This window comes from Chryseobacterium electrogenes (assembly GCF_053553015.1).
The window spans coordinates 3,077,195-3,095,632 of record NZ_JBNPPB010000002.1; the positions used below are offsets into that span (position 1 = coordinate 3,077,195).

Below are 18,438 nucleotides of genomic sequence, written 5' to 3' on the forward strand. Positions count from 1 at the left end.
AATTTTTACAATCAAAGCGACCTTGTTTTTTGCATAGAATGCAAAGAAACTTCTTAACTCGTTTTTTAAAATATAATAAGATTTCAAATTAACTGCAAAGCTAATTCGATTATCCTCTTATAATGTAAGGAATGATTTTGATATAAATCAGTTCAAATATAATTTCTACAATGGTCTGAGTTACAATTACCACTCCAACTAATTGATTATCGGGAGCAGGTAGAGAAAGTGCTAAAGGTAAAACAACTAATGAATTTCGCGTACTTGTAGAAAAAGCTATTGCCCTCGTTCCATAAAGATTTACCTTAAATATTTTGGATGATAGCATACCAATAAATGGCGCACATATGGCAAATGCAATATAAATAGGAATAACAGTTAAAATAGGTTCAGGATTATTGTAAAGTGATGAAATTTGAGCCGCAGTAACAACAAAAAATGTCAACGCCATAAATGGAACAGGCAACCAGCTCGAAAAGTCCATTATTGTATTTCCTATTTTATTATTAGATTTCGAAGCGGTTTGCGTTAAAACTGATAATATAAAAGGTATAATTATCAAGTAAATAAAAGATTTGACAAAAGGAGTAACTTGAATTATGTTGATTATTTCTCTTCCCAAAAAAATCCATAGAAATAAGGGTAACAACAACATCTGAATGATAAATAATAAGGGTGTTGAAGCTAAGACAGATTGAGAATCACCTTTTCCTAAGTACGTAAATACAATTACATAATCTATACAAGGTGTTAAAAGAACTAAAAGAACGCCAACACTAATTAAAATTGTTACAGGAAATATGCTTATTAAAACCCAAACAAGTAATGGTATAAGTATGAAATTTCCAACTAAAAGAGCTTTAAAAAAAGAAGGATTTTGAAATGTTTTTTTTAGTTTCAAAAATGGTATCTGACAAAACATACTATAAAGCAAAATTCCAATAACTGGTTCAATTGTATGCTCAAGAATTTTGCTATTACCCCAATTCAGTCCAATAATAGCACTTATTAAAAGTGTGACTATATATATACCAATCTGTCTTTTTTCGAGTATTTCTTTAGTAATCATTAGTTATAGCAAATTTTTTTAGATTGAATACTAAAATCCAATTCTATTTTAATACCGTCAACAACTTTAGTTTTTAATTAAGTTTTACCTTTTCATCCACTGACAGATATTGCAAAAGTATAAAAATCAAAGCATTCTATTCAGTTTAGTAACTTTGTATGTTCCAAGGAATTTATATGCAAAAACTTTTTTTAGTTCTCTTCTCTCAATAATTATGATTTTCAGGTTGGCAATAACCGTTTCTTTTTCTTAATAATTTGCAGAATATTTTTTCTGATTTATTTTTTACTAATCTTGTTTTTGGTTGCACCGTTTAATATGATGATAACAAATACAATAAAAACGAATGCTTTAACAAGATTGAAAAAAAACTTGTAAATCAATCAAAGAATCAATGAACTAAAGCTGTCTGAACCCAATTGTTGACTTGGGGAAAAATGGGAGAATGATACAGGAAGTAGCGCTGAAAAAATCAAATGAAAACTGTCCTAGTCTTCTAATTGTTAATCAAAAAGAACGCCTCAGTAGAGGCGTTCATATTTAAATTACTATGCTTTCTTTTTGTTGCCACCACAGCAAGAACCATCAGCATTGCATGACTTCTTCTCATTAGATGTCGTGGAATTTTCATCAATCTTACAAGAAGGTTCTTTCTTCGATTTTGAAGTATTGGACTTTTTTTTCGATACAGAAGTTTTTTCTGCGTTTTTCACTTTTGGCTCTGTTTGTTGAGCATTTACATTTATAGTTAAAGTAAGCAATAATACAGCGATTATACTTTTCATATTTATTGTATTTAATTGTTAAAAAATTCTAGATATAACAAAACTCTCACTTCCTTATCTTTTGATAAATCTAGAGGGGTATAAAATTTAAATCTTAGATTTTAAATTGAAATTTAACATAAAATTTTGGAGGATGCCAAATATCACAATTTCCTAATAAAAGGTAACATTGATTTAAGCCAAAGTTATTTTTGCTTACTAAATTTGTTATTGAGTGACTCTGCTTTAATATATCAGAAATCAATATGTTTAATTTAAAACAACAAGTAAACGAAGAACAACTTTGCTCCTTGCACTTGTCTTTTTTCTTTTTAGCATTTGTAGGTTTTGAACAGGACTTAGCACATTGTTCAGATTAAAATTTTGCATAAACAATACTAACTGTCGGAGTGGCAATAAGACTTATTATATAAAAACTTGTTATAAACGCTAAAAATTTCATTTGACTGTAAAGATAGTAAATAAGATTTTAAGATACTTTAGTGATAAAGGAGCTCGGATTTAATTTTTTTTGATGGCAGTTGCTACAATGGTCTATTTCCTTTATAAAGCTTATAAAGCCATTGTATTTTTCAGACTCAAAGATAAATATATCTACTGTGCAATCGATTCTGAAATGGAGATCTTATTACGAAGGCTATGCTCCGTTGATTAGGATTTTGAGAACGCTCATTATAATTGATAAAAATCACATTGTTCAGAACATCGATATTTTTAGTAATTTGATATACTAAAGAATATTGCATCCTGCAGTTATTGTATTATCAATTGGTATTTATCAAACCCACCAAGACTATATTAAAGTCAAAAAAGAATATAAAGAAACCGAGGAGGTTCTACAACAATGTTCAGATCGCTATTATAAAGAAATAGCTATTTCGAAGTAAACAAAATATATTTGCAATGATTCTCAATCTATTTGGGTTTCCATTGTTATTAGTTTTTATCCCTTGTTATTTAGGGATTTTGAATAAGATTTGATGAAGTAATACTCATATAAAATAAACTATTCTTTAGGATTTTCAATCTTTAAAAATTTCAGCAACATTTAAATCCAATTGCTTACACAACTTTAATAGCGTAGAAAATTGAAAATCCTCTTTACCATTTTCCATGTCACTGATTTTAGAACGATCAACCTTCGCCTTATCAGCCAACTGTTCTTGTGTTAAACTCTTTTCAATTCTTTTATTCTTTAAAGCTTTACCTATTGCTTTATAGGTAGCTGTGAAATTATCACTCATTTTTTTTATTTTTTTTGTGGTTATATTGCCACATTTAATAATTATTACTATATTTGCTCAAGCGATTATAAAATATAACTGGTTAAAATTTAACCATGTAACGATGTTTCTCGTTCCGTAAAGTCCTATTAGCAGACGAGAGTATCGTGAAATCGCTCCATGTCGAAAAGTTTTCTACTTTTGCATACGGCATGCGAGCGGTCTTCACGCAAGCTTTCATTTGCAAACAATATTTTATTGTTAGGGTCGTAGGACACCCTCGGATTGAAAGTGTGAGACCGCTCCTTGCTTTTTGTGGCACAGCTATCTTACATTCACACATTGTTCCCGATATATATAAAACTATATTTATGAGAACGATCTTTTCAACGATTCTGCTTATTTGTCCACCAGAGTAGCTGGTGAGCATTGTAGAAAAAATTACTGCTCTATATATATCATTTTAGCCCAATAAAATTAGGTGAGGAATAAAAGCCCCACTAATATATATCCGACACACTCCGAAATTCCCTTAATAGTTAGAGGAAGCCAGACTACACTTTAAACTCACACTTTAAAAGTACTTGCTTTCTTTTAATTTTCCAAATTATTTTTCAGAACGAAGGGAATTTAATACAAAAGTACATTGCTAAATGGGAGAGCTGTTTTTATTTGTGGTAAAATATATTTCTCACTTATGACATTTTACAATGAGGTGTACAACTCATTGCGGCTTAACAGGCTTTAACGAAACACAATTTTCATTCATATTAATTTTTTATGATTGTTTGGGTAGGAGGTTTTCCACCACCACGGATGCCTCCACTCAAGCATATCATTTCAAGCAACAACTAAAACAGATATAAGACACAGATAATTTACAGCAACCCTTAGAAAAAGAAAAAGCCCTTTCCTCAGTTTGCAGACCACAGGAAAGAGCATAAGAGTCATTAATAATCATTAAAAACCTATTCAAAAATATGAAAAATATTTTTTGCAGGGGATCTATGTCCCTTACTTTTACACTTGTGGTGGCAACCACATCCTTTGCCCAGAACAAGTCTCTTAAAATTGGAGATTCCCTTCCTGAAAGTTTTTGGACAACACCTTTACAGGTTGTCAACCATCCTCAGAAAACCATCAATCTTTCAGAGGAAAAGAACAAATTAATACTGATTGATTTTTGGACGACTTGGTGCAGTGGCTGTCTGATGAGCCTCCCTAAAATTGAAGCCTTACAGCAAAAGTTTGGAAACAAAGTAAAAATACTTCCTGTAAGCAGTCAGGATAAAGCTGCTTTGGATAAATTCTTCTCTTCATCCAATGGAAAGAAGTACAAAAGTATGACGTCTACGTATGAAGACAAAAAGCTTCACGAACTATTCCCACACGCAGGTGTTCCATTCATCATTTGGATAAAAGATGGAAAACTATTCAACTCCACCGATGCAGGACAGCTTACTGAACAGACTATCACTGAAGTTTTGAACGGTGATAAGTCGTCTTTGCAGACCATTATCCAAATGGACAGAGCAAGACCATTGATGCTTTCAGAAGATTACGACCGTCAAAGAAATGTCGAACTCCTCAATTATTCATTTTTTGCCAAAGGACAAATCCCTGATATTGGTGCAGGAGGAACGTATCGCAAAACAGCATCAGGCAAAATTCACGGAAGACAGTTTACCAATCTGTCATTATGGGATATATATTATCCTATAGGATACGAGCTTATCAAACAGCAAGATAAAATATCTTTCACGGAAAAAAGGATAATTATCGATGTCAAGGAACCTAAACAATTAATGTCGATAGAAAAAGCAGACGGCTCAAATGATGGAGCAAACCTTTATAATTACGAATTCATTATCCCAGAACAAAAGTCTGATTCTCTATACAATTATATGCTTGAAGATTTGAATCGTTATTCCGGCTATACCGTGACCCTTGAGAAAAGACCTGTACAATGTTTTGTATTAGTAAGAACAAGCACGAAAGACAAACTGGCAACCAAAGGAGGAGAAAAACGCTCCACATTTCCACAAACCCCATCCATCCTTAAAAATGTACCTCTTAAAAATATGGTCAATATGCTCAACGGCGAGATTCCCATCAAGGAATTGTTTATCGATGAGACAGGATACACAGGGAATGTAGACCTGGAGGTTTCGGGAGTCAAAGATATTGCCACCTTAAAAAAAGAGCTTCAGAAATACGACCTTGACCTGATACCTCAAGAGCGTCAGGTTTTGATGATGGTCATCAAAGACTCGCGGAAATAAACATTCCCACGCATGAACAATCATTGAATTTACATTAATGCAAAACTATATCAGACTATGAAGAAATTATTAGTGCTTCCCGTCCTATGCTATTGTGTGCCAATAATGGCACAGCAGATGTTCACGGGAAGCGTTATCGACGAAACAACCCGCTTACCCGTATCAGGCGCAACCATCGCCATTCAAAACTCAAAAATGGTTACGACTACGGACAGATATGGAAACTTCAGTCTTACCACCAATGACAAAAAGATTAATCTTGTGATACTTGGAAGAGGTTATGAAGAACAGATCATTGTTTTGGAGCTTCCTTTAAAAGAACCCTTAAAAATCAATCTCTCTGAAAAGGTAGCCCAAATTGATGAGGTAGTACTTACAACAGGTTATCAGAAAATCCCTAAAGAACGTTCCACTGGTTCTTTTTCATCGGTGAGTAATTCAGCCTTAAATACACAGGTTTCCACCAATATCCTTGACCGTTTAGCTGCCACAGCTAATGGAATCGTCATCAACAAAGGGACATCTCAAGGCGGATCACAAATTATGGTCAGAGGTCTGAGTACGATTCAGGGACCTAAATCGCCTTTGATTGTGGTTGATAACTTTCCCTACGATGGTGATATCAGCAATATTGACCCCAACATTGTTGAAAGCATTACCGTTCTCAAAGATGCCGCCGCTTCGAGCATCTGGGGAGCAAGAGCCGCCAACGGTGTAATTGTCATCACCACCAAAACAGCAAAGTACAATCAGCCTGTGACGGTCAATTTCAATACCTACTTAATGACCAGTCCAAAACCGGATTTCAATTATCTGAAAACAATGTCCAGTGCAGACTTCATTGATGTGGAACAGGAACTATTCAAGAAGAATTTTTACAACACCGATATCAATTCTACCAGCCACCCCGTATTGTCTCCTGTGGTTGACCTTTTGAATAAAGAAAAGAAAGGACTGCTTTCATCCGAATATGTAAGAAACGAAATAGAACGCCTGAAGACGATTGATTCCCGTGACCAATACAGAAAATATATGTATCAGCCTTTGGAGAACAGACAGTATTCACTGAGTATGGCGGGCGGAGCTCCTCAATTTTCTTGGACTTCATCTTTAGGGTATGATGACAATATAGGAAACCTCGGAGAAAAATACGAACGTGTGAACCTTCGCTTCCAGAATACCTGGCAACCACTGAAAAACCTGACTTTGAACACAGGAATCTTTTTCACGCACTCAGCAATGCAAAGCGGTCGCAGTGCTTTTGGAAGCATTATTTTGAAAACCAATTCGGTTCCCTATATGGAAATGGCAGATGCATTCGGGAATCCGTTGGCGGTTTCAAAATCGTATGAGCAAGGTTATAAGTTAGCATTAGGCAACGGAAAATTACTGGACTGGAACTATTATCCGCTTACTGATTGGGAGCACAATACTACCAAAAGCAAAAGCTCGGAGATCATTCTCAACGCAGGATTGAACTATAAACTACTAAAAGGGTTAGATGTTGATGTAAAATATCAGTATCAGAGAACTACTGGACTCTCCAATACAATGTATGATGAGGGAAGTTACTTTGTGAGGGATTATGTGAACAGGTTCACAGTCATCAATTCTGATGGTAGTCTGACCTACAATGTACCTAAAGGAGCGATAGTGGATAAGACTAATTCGCAATTGTTGATAAACAATTTCAGAGGACAACTCAATTTCAACAGAAGCTTTGGTAAACATCAAGTTTCAGCCATTTTGGGAAGCGAGGTGAGAGATTCCAATTCACAGTCGAGCAATAACCGATATTATGGTTACGACCCCAACAATCTTTCTTTTGGAATGGTAGACCTCAGCAAGAGATTCCCAATCATTGCAGGAGGTACAGCATTCATCGATAATCTGAATTCTTTGAGAGAATCGACCAATCGTTTTGTATCGGTCTATGCCAATGCAGCCTACACGTTTGATAACCGATATACCATTTCAGGAAGTGCCCGCCGTGATGCAAGCAACCTATTCGGTTTGAAAACCAATGACCAATGGAATCCTTTCTGGTCAGCAGGTCTATCTTGGAATGTAGGCAATGAAAAATTCTATTCAGTCAGCTGGCTTCCTAATCTGAAACTGAGAGGTTCTTATGGTTTCAACGGAAATATCAATCCTGCAATGGTTGCCGTAACAACAATGGCATTACTCGGTGTTTCCACCTACACGCAGGAGCAGATGGCGAGATTTGACAATTACTACAATCCCCAACTTCGGTGGGAAACGGTCAGAATGATCAATGCAGGATTGGATTTTGTAACCAAAAACAATAGAATCTCAGGTTCAGTGGAGTATTTCCAGAAGAAAGGAGAAAATCTTTTCGGACAGGTTCCGTTGGACTATACCATTGGAATAAGCAGTCTTGTATGGAATGTGGCAGGAATAGAAGGAAAAGGTGTGGATGTGGAACTCAAGACCATCAATATCAATAAACCCTTCAGATGGTTGACCACTCTTAACTTCAGTACCTACAAAGATAAAGTGACAAAATATTATCCGAGCAGTACCATAGCAAGGAACTTCGTACTTGCTTCTGTTCCGATTTCAGGAATTGAAGGATTGCCTGTCTATTCGATTTTTGGTTACCAATGGGCAGGGCTTGATCCCCAGACTGGCGACCCAAGAGGTTATCTGAATGGAGAAGTCAGTAAGGATTACACCAATATAATGGGTGGTGATGTCAAAGACCTGCAGTATTTCGGTTCTGCTGTACCTACTGTTTATGGCTCTTTCACCAATACTTTTGCTTATAAACAACTAAGCCTTGATGTAGGAATTACTTATAAGCTAGGTTATTATTTCAGAAAACCATCCATTAACTACACGAGCTTATTCAGAGAATGGAACGGTCACAGCGATTACGATCAAAGATGGCAGAAACCGGGTGATGAAGCTTTCACCAATGTTCCTTCCAACCTTTATCAGACAAATTCAAACAGGGACGCGTTCTACGCAGGTTCTGCTGCGCTCATTGAAAAAGGTGACCACATCCGTTTGCAGTACATCAATCTCGGATATGAGGTCAGCAAAAGGCAATGGCGTAGTTTGCCGCTCAAAAGTCTTCAACTTTATACCAATGTCAGCAATCTTGGAATACTCTGGCAAGAGAGCAAAAGTGGAATCGACCCTGATTTCAATTTGGGAAATAATATCTTAAAACCTCCTATGACCTTTACCTTAGGATTAAAAGCTAAATTTTAAAATGGACAGAAATGAAAAAAACTAAAATACTTTTAATATCGTTATCGCTAATCCTAATCTCATTTGGATGCAGTGATTTTTTAGACGAAAAGTCTGACCTGAAGCTGGCAACTCCCGACAGATTGGAAGACAATCAAATGCTTCTCAATAATTATGGTTTTCTTAATACAGACTTTGCATCTAGTGGTGAAGGAAGTTCTGACGATTACTATCTTACAGATGCTGATTACAACGGTTTAACCTTTGAAGCATATAAACGTATTTACACTTGGATGCCGGACAATGTTGCCCGTCCTGTTTCTTCTGGGAACGATTGGTCTACCTGTTACAGAAGCATTTATATCTGCAATGCGGTATTGTTCAATATGCAGGATAAAAACTTTACAGGTGAGCAGGCAGATAATGTTAGAGGTCAAGCGTTGGCACTTCGTGCTTTCCGATATCTGGATGCAGCTCAGATATGGTGTAAGGCTTATAATCCTCAAACCGCAGGAACAGATCTGGGACTTCCACTAAGGCTTGATCCTGATATGAATACTCCATCGGTACGCTCAACTGTCAAGCAGACCTATGATCAGATCATCAGTGACCTGCAAACTGCAATACCGCTGCTTTTACCAAAGCAGATTTCAGGGATGCGCATATCGAGAGCCGCTGCTTACGGTTTGTTGGCTCGCACTTATCTTTTTATGGGGGATTATGACAATGCGCTTTATAATACTCAGCAGGCGCTAAACATCAATAATGACCTTTTGGATTTTAATACTCTGAATCCCAATACTGAATATCCTATTGAACCACTAAATAATGAGGTGCTTTTGTGGGCGGCTATGAAATACGAATATCATCTGATTCCTGCAAAGATTCCTGATCATATTTACCAGATGTATGATAACAATGATTTGCGTAAAACCGTGTTTTTTAGTAAGAATGCAGATAATGAATTTTTATTCAAAGGGTATTACAACAATGTAAATGGACCTATGATAAGCGTGGCAACTGATGAACTTTATTTGATGGCTGCCGAATGTAATGTTAGGCTGAATAAGATTCAGGAAGGTATGAGTTATCTTAATAACCTGCTTTCCAAAAGATGGAAAACAGGAACTTATGTTCCGATAACAGCCAATTCACAGACAGATGCTTTGAATATGATTTTAAAGGAAAGAAGAAAAGAGCTTTTGATTCGAGGGGTAAGATGGTCTGATTTGAAAAGGTATAATCGTGATGGGGCAAATATTACATTGATCAGAACGATTAACGGACAAACCTATACTTTACCGCCCAATGATCTGCGATATGCAATAGCAATTCCTGAAGAAATTATTACTCTTACGGGAATGCCTCAGAATCCAAGATAAAAATAATAGGGTTGACAAATTATTGTCAACCCTACTTTTTTAGAGAAAGTTACTATGGTCTTCTTTCTGTCGGATGAATAGCAAGAACTTGGTCGTTGGTCAAACCACTAATTACATCCTCCAAATCACTTCCTTCTGGAACAATCATCGAACAAGGTCTATTTCCTGATTCAAGACAAGATGGGCTTGTCCCTTCCACCCAATTATTTACATTTGAGAATGCACCTTCTGAAGTATTTGTACTATTGTAATAGAATTGTTTGTCAGCTGCCTTTTTTTCAACGATTTTAAAAGACATCAGAGCGCCTGTAAACATAATAGCTGCAATAGCTACCGCATTGATTTTCAAAAATTGATTAATTTTCATTGTTATGGTCTTTTTATACATCAAAAAAGATTACCTTAAAAACTTTAGAAACCTGTCTGAGAAGTACGAAGAGTAGGTTGAAAAATTAATTATACCCATAGATTAACAAATCTTGTCGTACCAAAATATCCCATTCTACATATTCCCAAACAAATTGTTGTTAATAAATTCATTTTAGAAGTTTTGATTGTTAAACAGCTTTCGGCCGTCTAATTTTAAGGTTAAACATTAATAACAAATTCCAATCATAAACATCCATAAACAATTACGGTAACACACTTACTCAGCAGGCCTGCTGTATCTTAGATTTAAACCTAAAGCAATAACAGAAAGAATAACACAACCTATATTAAAATACAGATGCTGATGCCAGCTCATTTTCTCCAAAATTCCTCCACAGGAACAAGGAAGATTATCGCTTGTACTTATTATTAAAGCTATATATCCTGTGAAGACGAGCATCAAAATAAGACTACCAATCAGTCCTATATTTCTTGTTTTTCGATAGCATAATAATCCTGCAATGAAAAACTCAGCAATGATTATGGTGTAGGGAAGGAACTGCGAAAACCTATTCAACAAAGGAGATTCTGAAATCCGAGTTTGAAATTCATCAAAATCCATTAGTTTACCCATTGCTGCATAACAAAACAGCAGTATAAAAAAGTAGCTGATGAATTCTATTATTCCTGTTTTAAAAGTTTTCATAATATTAGTTTTTATCCTTTTCTAACTAAAATCCATTTTACGTTTTTCCCGCAGTAGGTGGGCATTACTTCGCCTTTTGAAACGTAAACTACAGTGCTTATTCTTCCTTCAATCTCCCATTCTCCACTTTCGGTACATTTCTTTCCGGTGCTTAAGATCACTTTCTGATTTTCCATTTTTTGAAACTGTTCAGTTTAGTAGAGGTCATATTTATCAGATCGTATCCTGCACTATCCTCCAGTGCTGCTTATCTTTTTTAGGCTCATCGTCATCACCCGTCTTAAAATTATTGGAGCCATTTGTTTCTGAGGATCCGTCTGCATTCTTTGAAGATTCTTTATTGTTTGGAATTTCAATGCTTTGTTGTTTCTGTTCTGTTATTTCAGAGACAGAATCGGTTCTTTCACAAGACTGCATTAAGAATGCAGCTGTTAGACTTAAAAGTGAGATATACTTTTTCATTTTTTTTATAATGGTTTTAAAAGTTATCCCGGCCGGTTGTTGATATTGATTAGAATTCTGATGTCGAAATTAGGAGGGTTAGGGAATTAAAAAAAACTATTGTTGCATCAATTGATACATTCAATGTAATTATTGATCAATTCTACCAACAAAAAAATGATTGTAATGTATTGAAAATCAGTTTTTTTGTTATCATTTGAAATATTGAACGGGCTCTTAATTGCGAGTTTTTCATTAAATTTGCAAATATCTTATCATAATGTATTATTGTAGTAGAATTTTACCAATGTTGTTTACTTTGTTTGTGCTTATGACACAAGGTCAAGAGATACAGCAACAATCTTACAAGGAGATCTCCCGATTGATAGATTCATACTCAGAGAATGACGAAAGAGCAATGGTTTTTGTAAAAATGTACATTGACAAAGCAAAAAATGACCATAACCTTAAAAAACAGATCCGAGGTTACGAAGAAGCTATCTACTACAGCAAAGAAACCGGCAGGAAATTATCTTACGCTGACAGTGCCATTACCTCTGCATCAAAATTAAACGACCAGGATCAGATCGCAAGAGCCTACGCAGGAAAAGGAATTATTTATTACTATAATCTAAGACAATATAAAAAAGCTTTAAAAGAATATTTAATAGCATTCAAATATTCAAAAAATTCAAAAGATGGTTACCTTAAGAATAAGATCATCTATCATTTGGGAATGATCAAAAGCTATTTGGGATACTATAAATATGCAGCCGTACATTTTGAAGAGACAGCTGATTTTTTTGAAAAAAATGCCAAAGAGAGTTTAGATAGGAACATCAGGTTCAATAATGAATCAGGTTATTATAACAGTATTTATCGCTTAAGCACTTGTTATAGAAATCTAAAATTATATAATAAGGAAGACTCCCTCATAAATATTGGGCTAGAAAAACTTCATAACAACAGCGAGCAAGTGATTGAGTTTGGGTACTTCCAGAAAGGAAGGGGAGTGCAGTTACTTAGAAAGGGAAGAGCAGATGAAGCATTGAAGCACTTTAAAGTGTCTCAAGATATTCTAAGCAGTAATCAGGATTACGCTTCATTGACGAGCGTCTATTTTTATATAGGGAAACTATATAGATCAAAGGGAAACAGAGCTGAATCGTTAAAATATTTTAATAAAGTTGATTCGCTGGTCAATAAATTTTGGTTTATTACCCCTGAGATCAGATCAACTTATCTGTATCTGATTGATGATGCTAAAAAAAATAGGAATTCTGAACGGAAGATGTACTACTCTGAAAAGTTGTTAAAGGCTGACTCCATTATTAATGCTGACTTTGTGATGCTCACGGACAAAATTTATAGCGAGTATGATACAGACAATTTAATAGAAGAGAAGAAGCAGATGATCAGAGGTCATCAAGTTATTTTATATTCTTTCATTGGTGCGGGACTGGTAATATTGTTTTTTTTAATTTGGAGGTTCAGGAAAAGAGAAAAAGAATTGAATGCCAGGTATCAGGAAGTGCTTGAAAAATTAAATAGCTCAAAAGAAACCATTAGTTTCGACGTCATACCACCCGCTTCATCTGATGAAGACAATTTAGACTTATACAGTTCAGAAATTATCGAAGACATCAAAACAAATCTAAAGATTTTTGAAGACGAAAAACAATTTCTTCAGCCGAATTTAACACTTGAAATTGTTGGCAAAATGATTGGAAGCAACCGCACCCATTTATCATATGTACTCAATGTACACTTTGATGTAACATTTCCAACATATCTTAAAGCTTTAAGAATCAGATATATCACCAATTTGCTTGTAGAGGATACTAAATATCTTAGTTATAAAATTGAAACACTCGCCAAAATATGCGGGATGGCGAACAGGCAGATCTTCTCAGCACACTTTCTTGAGATCAACAGTATCAGGCCTAGAGATTTTATCAGAATGAGACAGGAAGAATTAAAGAAGACCTGACTTTTTTATTTTTTAGCCCGATTTTTACGTTAACAATAAATTGAAAAACGTATGAACGGACAAAATTTTAAAAAAAAAGTTGATCAACTTTGGAAAGATCTTTCAACAGCAGTAGATCAAATCAACAGAAGTGAGAATGATATTGTGATTCGCACAGAAGAAATTCTGATGGAAACAGACGCTTCTATAAGACAATTGAAAGACCTATTGCGCCAATATCAGTTTCCGGACTGGAGTAATGAAATATATTTCTTTAAAAACACCAAACCACAGTTCGTAGCAGTATATATCTACTATTCCAAAGTTTTAGCCATTGAAGCCTCAAAACCCTACGCAGATTCGCAAGCGTTAAGATCGTATTATGAAAACGAGAGATCCAATCTTTTATATTTCTATAATGAGCAAAGGGACTTCATCAGTTATTATCGTCGTAAATCGACATATCTTGACAAAAAATATTTCGTTCGGTTCAAATTTGATTTTAAGTTGAAGCTCAGTCCGGAACTGTACAGTTATGATGAGGAATTTTCCACATCTCACGACCATATTGTATCCCAAATTATAGCAAATGATCTTTTAGAACAATATTTAACAAATAAAATTGATTCAAAAGAGAGTAGAGAAAACTCTATTAACCATATTAAGAATCTGGAATGGACGGCTCCGAAAGTTGCCCTTATTGAGTTGTTGTATGCAGTTCATCAAACGAAGTGCTTTAATGGAGGTCATTCAGATCTTGCGGAAATATTCCGCTGGGCAGAAAATTCACTAAATATTGGTCTAGGGAATTATCACAAAACATTCAGTGAAATACGGTTAAGAAAAACGGATAGAACAAAATTTTTGTCATTGCTTCAGCATAATTTTAATCAGTATTTGGATGACTTAGACCTGTAGGAGAACTAGTTTCTACACAAAATTCTCCAATTTCAAATAGGATCATATTCTATTTTTACCAGTAATAACATATAACACCTTAAGCTGTTTTAATATCGACGGTCTGTCGCTTCAGAGCTATTATCGTTTATAATTCTAACGATTGACCTATGAAAATAGTGTTTTACAGGAATTGTAATTGTAAATCTTTCGGTAGTATCGATGAGCTACCGAAAGATCTTCTTTGCGATTTACTAATAAAGCAGCTTTATACACAACATTACCAACGAGATTGCTATTAAGACTGTAGTTAAAAGTTTTTCAAGCTAATTTGAATTCGATCAAGATAATTCTTAAAAATGTTGTGAAAACTATAGTCTTAATGGCAAGAAATAAAAAATTTATATAAATATTGAATGATAATCTAATAAAAGTGTTGCTTATCGCAATGCATTGTATGTTTTTTTCACAATTTCAAAAAAAAACAGTTTAATCACCATTAACCATTGATCTAAAACTCCATACTCAAAGGATGTATAAGAGAATCTTTCGGTAGTACCGAGAAACTACCGAAAGATATTAAGCGTGATTTTGAAATTTTGTCAAACAAAATAATTGACAAATGGCAATATCTATTATCACCAAGGAGGATCTTCAGCAATTTAAAATTGAATTGCTGGAAGCTATCAAAGAACTATTACAAGGTAATACTACAGAACAAAAATTGTGGCTTCGCACCTCTGAGGTCAAGAAGATGCTTAATATCTCTTCAGGCACATTACAAAACCTAAGAATTAATGGTACACTATCTTATAGTAAAATTGGAGGGACGTTGTATTACAATTACAAGGATATTGAGAAACTATTGAAAGATTTCAAACATTAATTGATAGTCAACAGTTATGAAGCAATCTAAAAATATCATCAGTTTCTTTGGCTCTTTTATTCAGGACAGCCGGATGTATCCTTCACATATCAGCTTATATGTTTCGCTTTTCCAATTGTGGAGTTCGAACAAATTTCAAAATCCCTTTCGTATCTGTCGCGAAGAATTAATGAAGCTAAGTAAAATTAAATCTTTTGCGACCTACCATAAATGTATTAATGAGATACATAATGCCGGATTTATTAATTATTCGCCGAGCTACAATTCTTACGAAGGAAGCTCGATTGAAATTATTGATTTTGAAACTGTAGATAAGAACAAAAATGAAATAAGCTTGGAAGAAAAAAACCTACAAGAGGAAAAAATTAATTTTTCAATACCGATGCTTTATGAGATTGAAATGTATTTCAATGAACGGGATGTAGTATCTGAAGAAGCGTACCAATTTTATTCATTGTATCAATCTAAGGATTGGAGATTGACAAATAGTAATCCAATGAAATGCTGGAAATCAGCTGCAAGAAATTGGATTTCTAAAATCAAAAACATTAATCAAAACCAGAATCTATGAAAGTGATTAATCTTAAAACCCCAATCTGCGATTTGACTGTTGGAGAATTCTTAGAAATATTAAAGAATGTGGTAGCAGAACAGAAATACGAATACGGGCTAAAAGGGTTAGCTAAAATTCTTGGATGCTCAATTTCAAAAGCTTCTGAAATAAAATCTTCGGGAATTTTGGATAAGGCGATTATTCAAAAGGGCAATATAATCATCATTGATAAGGAAAAGGCTTTGAAGCTTTTTGCGCAGAAGTAAGAGATGTATTACCTAGAATTAATACAACGGTTTTGGGACTTTAATCGGATTGCCAAAATAAGTCCTACTGAGATTGCTGTGTATTTGTATCTGCTTAAAATTGGTTATGAAAAGGACCGCTATGATTTTAAAATCTCTGATGTAGAATTAGCAAAAGAGTTGGGCTTGACCAGAGTTACCATCAAATCTTCAAAAGAGAAGCTCAAAAATAGAGGATTAATACAATTTCAGACCAGCAATGGGCTTCCTTGTTACTACCGTTTGCTATTAGACTATTCTTTTCAGACTGAACCGGAAACAAAAGAAGAAAAAAAAGGCACTGACACTGAAAATCTCCTAGAAGCGGCATCTTTAGAAATTTCTCCGATAATTGAAGACGTAGCCAATGAAAGTAGCATAATCCCTTCTTTGCAGGAATTTATGAGTTATGCAAAGGCATTGGAAAGCTACGAATCTCAATTGGATTTTTCCATTGAAAAAAAATATAAAAGCTGGGTAGATAAAGGATGGAAAAATGCATTTAATCGTCCAATCAGTAATTGGAAAGCAACACTAAAAAGTGCACTGCCTTATATGAATAATTCAAATGTAGACAATCCAATTTCACTAAAAGACATTCCAAATATAAAGCACCCCTAACTCAGAATTAATAATCATTAAATCAAATTTCAAAAAGTAATGAGTAAAAAAGAAGTTACAATATCCGATTTAAAACCTGGACAAAAGGTTTGTATCAATGGTATGCTTGCAGAATATAAAGGCATCCAAAAAGTGCGAATTTTCAATTTGGGTAAAGCTGACAAAAGAGTTTTTAAAGGAGAAGAAGTTAATATTTTTAAATATTACAGCTTAGCTGATGGCTCGAAAACGCTTAAAAGTGAAAAAATTAAATTGATTTAGTCCTGCCAGTCAATTTGAAATATAGTTAGATTAAATCATAAAATATCTTAAACAATAGAATGGCTAATCCAGATAAGGATTTTCGATTAATCCGTAACAAATTTGAAATCAAGAATGAAATCGTTCAGGAAAGAATACGGGTTGGAAATCGTTTTGTTGATGATTTTATTTTCGATGATAACGAAGCTGCGGATATTCCAATTAATGCGTTACGTGTTATTTTCAATATTATTTCAATTATCAGCAATGAACAGTTTCGTCCGGAAGACCGACCTAAGCAACTATCGCTTTTTGATGAAGAGTTTGAAACGGATAACAATATTTTTGCTTCCATTAGAATAAGAAACAGTAAAATTTCACCAAGTGGTTCAACACAACAGGTCGTTGATGCATATGAGTTTCTTGCACGATTCAAAATGGGTTGGTATAAATCTTTGAACTCGAAAGAGAAAGAAATTAAAACTTTCGGTGGATTGATTTCTGCACCCAGTTATGACAAACGAGGTTATACTACATTTTTAGTCAGCAGTTATTGGCTTAAGCAGCTGTTAGTCATTCCTGAATACAACTACATTTTATATAATTTGGTTTACAGTGTAAGAAACAATAAGCATATTATTTTTGCCATCTGGCTTTCAAAAATACCTGAAAGTGGAACAGTTCTAAAGTTATCGACATTGAACAAAAAATTTGGACTTAACTATAAAACAGCCAATGATTTCTGTTTTAAGTTTCTAAAACTTGCAAGAATCAGCTTGGATAAATATAATAGTTTGTCTTTCAACTACCAGTACAAAGGGGATTCTATCTTTATATTTCCTTACAAAACCAAAATGAGTTCAGATGTTTTAATGTCCGAAAACTCAAAAAAAACACCTAAAATCACTAAAAGATTAAGCTATTTCCGGAAAAGATTTGGCTTACAGGAAAATGAAATGAATCAATTCTTTCATCAATACAGAAATATTCCCCAAACCCGAATATTAATAGAGAAAGCTTTTACTAGGTTCATTAAAATCTGCAGATTAAAAAAAATACAGTCTGTCACATTTCGGGGGATAGCCTTTTTACAGGAAATTCAGAAGCTTGTTATAGAAATATATCAGGAGAGTAGAACTGGAAAATTAATTCCCAATGGTTATCCGATAATACTGTGAATTCGGAATTGCGCTCATTCTGATTTCGGAATTGCGGTAGCTGAAGTTAAAAAAATCTTAAAATATGAAATTTTCAGTTATTGTTTTCGGAATTGCGCTCATTCCAAAATATTAAATACCACTAAAAGTGATAGCTAATCATAAAATCGTGAAGAACTGCGAGAATTTATAAGCAATTAAAAAAGGCATTTCGGAATTGCACTCATTCCAAAATGTGGGTTTTCTCGGAATTGCGCTCATTTCGATTTCGGAATTGTACTCATTTTAAATTCGGAATTGCACTCATTCGAAAAATACTTGAAATCCTTTGTGGTAAGACGATATAGCGATTTACTAA

General features: G+C 34.3%; 18 protein-coding genes. 11 read left to right on the forward strand and 7 right to left on the reverse strand.

Features of this window, described 5'->3' with window-relative positions:
- Positions 1–109: 109 nt before the first annotated feature.
- The 3 genes from ACQQ6V_RS14170 to relB all read right to left on the reverse strand — a co-directional run bounded on the left by ACQQ6V_RS14170 (position 110) and on the right by relB (position 3,098).
- Positions 110–1,069 carry an arsenic resistance protein gene (locus ACQQ6V_RS14170; RefSeq protein ID WP_448846138.1) on the reverse strand — a complete coding sequence of 320 codons (960 nt, stop codon included), beginning with the start codon at positions 1,067–1,069 and terminating at the stop codon, positions 110–112.
- A gap of 548 nt (positions 1,070–1,617) precedes the next feature.
- Entirely contained in the window at positions 1,618–1,854 is a 237-nt protein-coding gene (locus tag ACQQ6V_RS14175) for a hypothetical protein (protein WP_123870279.1), read from the reverse strand.
- Positions 1,855–2,876: 1,022 nt separating this feature from the next.
- Positions 2,877–3,098 (reverse strand): type II toxin-antitoxin system RelB family anti-toxin, encoded by a 222-nt coding sequence (gene relB / locus ACQQ6V_RS14180; protein ID WP_123870280.1) that lies wholly within the window; start codon positions 3,096–3,098, stop codon positions 2,877–2,879.
- A gap of 959 nt (positions 3,099–4,057) precedes the next feature.
- Between relB and ACQQ6V_RS14185 the strand changes: the two genes are divergently transcribed.
- From ACQQ6V_RS14185 to ACQQ6V_RS14195, 3 genes are all read left to right on the forward strand, one after another.
- Positions 4,058–5,359, forward strand: a complete 1,302-nt coding sequence (locus tag ACQQ6V_RS14185; protein ID WP_123870281.1) for a TlpA family protein disulfide reductase — start codon at positions 4,058–4,060, stop codon at positions 5,357–5,359.
- A gap of 72 nt (positions 5,360–5,431) precedes the next feature.
- The gene (locus ACQQ6V_RS14190; protein WP_448846139.1) at positions 5,432–8,596 is read left to right on the forward strand and encodes a SusC/RagA family TonB-linked outer membrane protein; all 3,165 of its coding nucleotides are present in this window, start codon (positions 5,432–5,434) and stop codon (positions 8,594–8,596) included.
- Positions 8,597–8,607: 11 nt separating this feature from the next.
- Positions 8,608–9,957: a RagB/SusD family nutrient uptake outer membrane protein gene (locus tag ACQQ6V_RS14195; RefSeq protein WP_448846140.1), complete on the forward strand. Its 1,350-nt coding sequence runs from the start codon at positions 8,608–8,610 to the stop codon at positions 9,955–9,957.
- 52 nt (positions 9,958–10,009) lie between these two features.
- Here ACQQ6V_RS14195 and ACQQ6V_RS14200 read toward each other — a convergent pair whose 3' ends face one another.
- From ACQQ6V_RS14200 to ACQQ6V_RS14215, 4 genes are all read right to left on the reverse strand, one after another.
- Entirely contained in the window at positions 10,010–10,324 is a 315-nt protein-coding gene (locus ACQQ6V_RS14200) for a hypothetical protein (protein ID WP_448846141.1), read from the reverse strand.
- A gap of 279 nt (positions 10,325–10,603) precedes the next feature.
- Complete coding sequence (locus tag ACQQ6V_RS14205) at positions 10,604–11,032, reverse strand: MauE/DoxX family redox-associated membrane protein (protein ID WP_123870285.1); 429 nt, start codon at positions 11,030–11,032, stop codon at positions 10,604–10,606.
- An 11-nt stretch (positions 11,033–11,043) separates the two neighbouring features.
- A complete protein-coding gene (locus ACQQ6V_RS14210; RefSeq protein ID WP_164466435.1) occupies positions 11,044–11,208 on the reverse strand; it encodes a hypothetical protein in 165 nt (54 codons plus the stop codon).
- A 37-nt stretch (positions 11,209–11,245) separates the two neighbouring features.
- The gene (locus ACQQ6V_RS14215; RefSeq protein WP_123870286.1) at positions 11,246–11,494 is read right to left on the reverse strand and encodes a hypothetical protein; all 249 of its coding nucleotides are present in this window, start codon (positions 11,492–11,494) and stop codon (positions 11,246–11,248) included.
- 310 nt (positions 11,495–11,804) lie between these two features.
- On the opposite strand from ACQQ6V_RS14215, the gene ACQQ6V_RS14220 reads away from it, so the two are divergent.
- The 8 genes from ACQQ6V_RS14220 to ACQQ6V_RS14255 all read left to right on the forward strand — a co-directional run bounded on the left by ACQQ6V_RS14220 (position 11,805) and on the right by ACQQ6V_RS14255 (position 18,101).
- Positions 11,805–13,463 carry a helix-turn-helix domain-containing protein gene (locus ACQQ6V_RS14220; RefSeq protein ID WP_123870287.1) on the forward strand — a complete coding sequence of 553 codons (1,659 nt, stop codon included), beginning with the start codon at positions 11,805–11,807 and terminating at the stop codon, positions 13,461–13,463.
- A 51-nt stretch (positions 13,464–13,514) separates the two neighbouring features.
- Positions 13,515–14,360: an RteC domain-containing protein gene (locus ACQQ6V_RS14225; RefSeq protein ID WP_187477699.1), complete on the forward strand. Its 846-nt coding sequence runs from the start codon at positions 13,515–13,517 to the stop codon at positions 14,358–14,360.
- A 601-nt stretch (positions 14,361–14,961) separates the two neighbouring features.
- A complete protein-coding gene (locus ACQQ6V_RS14230) occupies positions 14,962–15,225 on the forward strand; it encodes a helix-turn-helix domain-containing protein (protein WP_123870289.1) in 264 nt (87 codons plus the stop codon).
- A 16-nt stretch (positions 15,226–15,241) separates the two neighbouring features.
- Positions 15,242–15,796 carry a hypothetical protein gene (locus tag ACQQ6V_RS14235; protein WP_123870290.1) on the forward strand — a complete coding sequence of 185 codons (555 nt, stop codon included), beginning with the start codon at positions 15,242–15,244 and terminating at the stop codon, positions 15,794–15,796.
- Positions 15,793–16,044: a DUF3853 family protein gene (locus tag ACQQ6V_RS14240; protein ID WP_123870291.1), complete on the forward strand. Its 252-nt coding sequence runs from the start codon at positions 15,793–15,795 to the stop codon at positions 16,042–16,044. The genes ACQQ6V_RS14235 and ACQQ6V_RS14240 overlap by 4 nt, the downstream gene beginning before the upstream one ends.
- 3 nt (positions 16,045–16,047) lie before the next feature.
- Positions 16,048–16,683: a helix-turn-helix domain-containing protein gene (locus ACQQ6V_RS14245; protein WP_448846142.1), complete on the forward strand. Its 636-nt coding sequence runs from the start codon at positions 16,048–16,050 to the stop codon at positions 16,681–16,683.
- Positions 16,684–16,722: 39 nt separating this feature from the next.
- On the forward strand, positions 16,723–16,944 hold the full coding sequence (locus ACQQ6V_RS14250; protein WP_123870293.1) for a hypothetical protein: 222 nt from the start codon (positions 16,723–16,725) through the stop codon (positions 16,942–16,944).
- A gap of 59 nt (positions 16,945–17,003) precedes the next feature.
- Positions 17,004–18,101: a hypothetical protein gene (locus ACQQ6V_RS14255; RefSeq protein WP_448846143.1), complete on the forward strand. Its 1,098-nt coding sequence runs from the start codon at positions 17,004–17,006 to the stop codon at positions 18,099–18,101.
- Positions 18,102–18,438 lie beyond the last annotated feature (337 nt).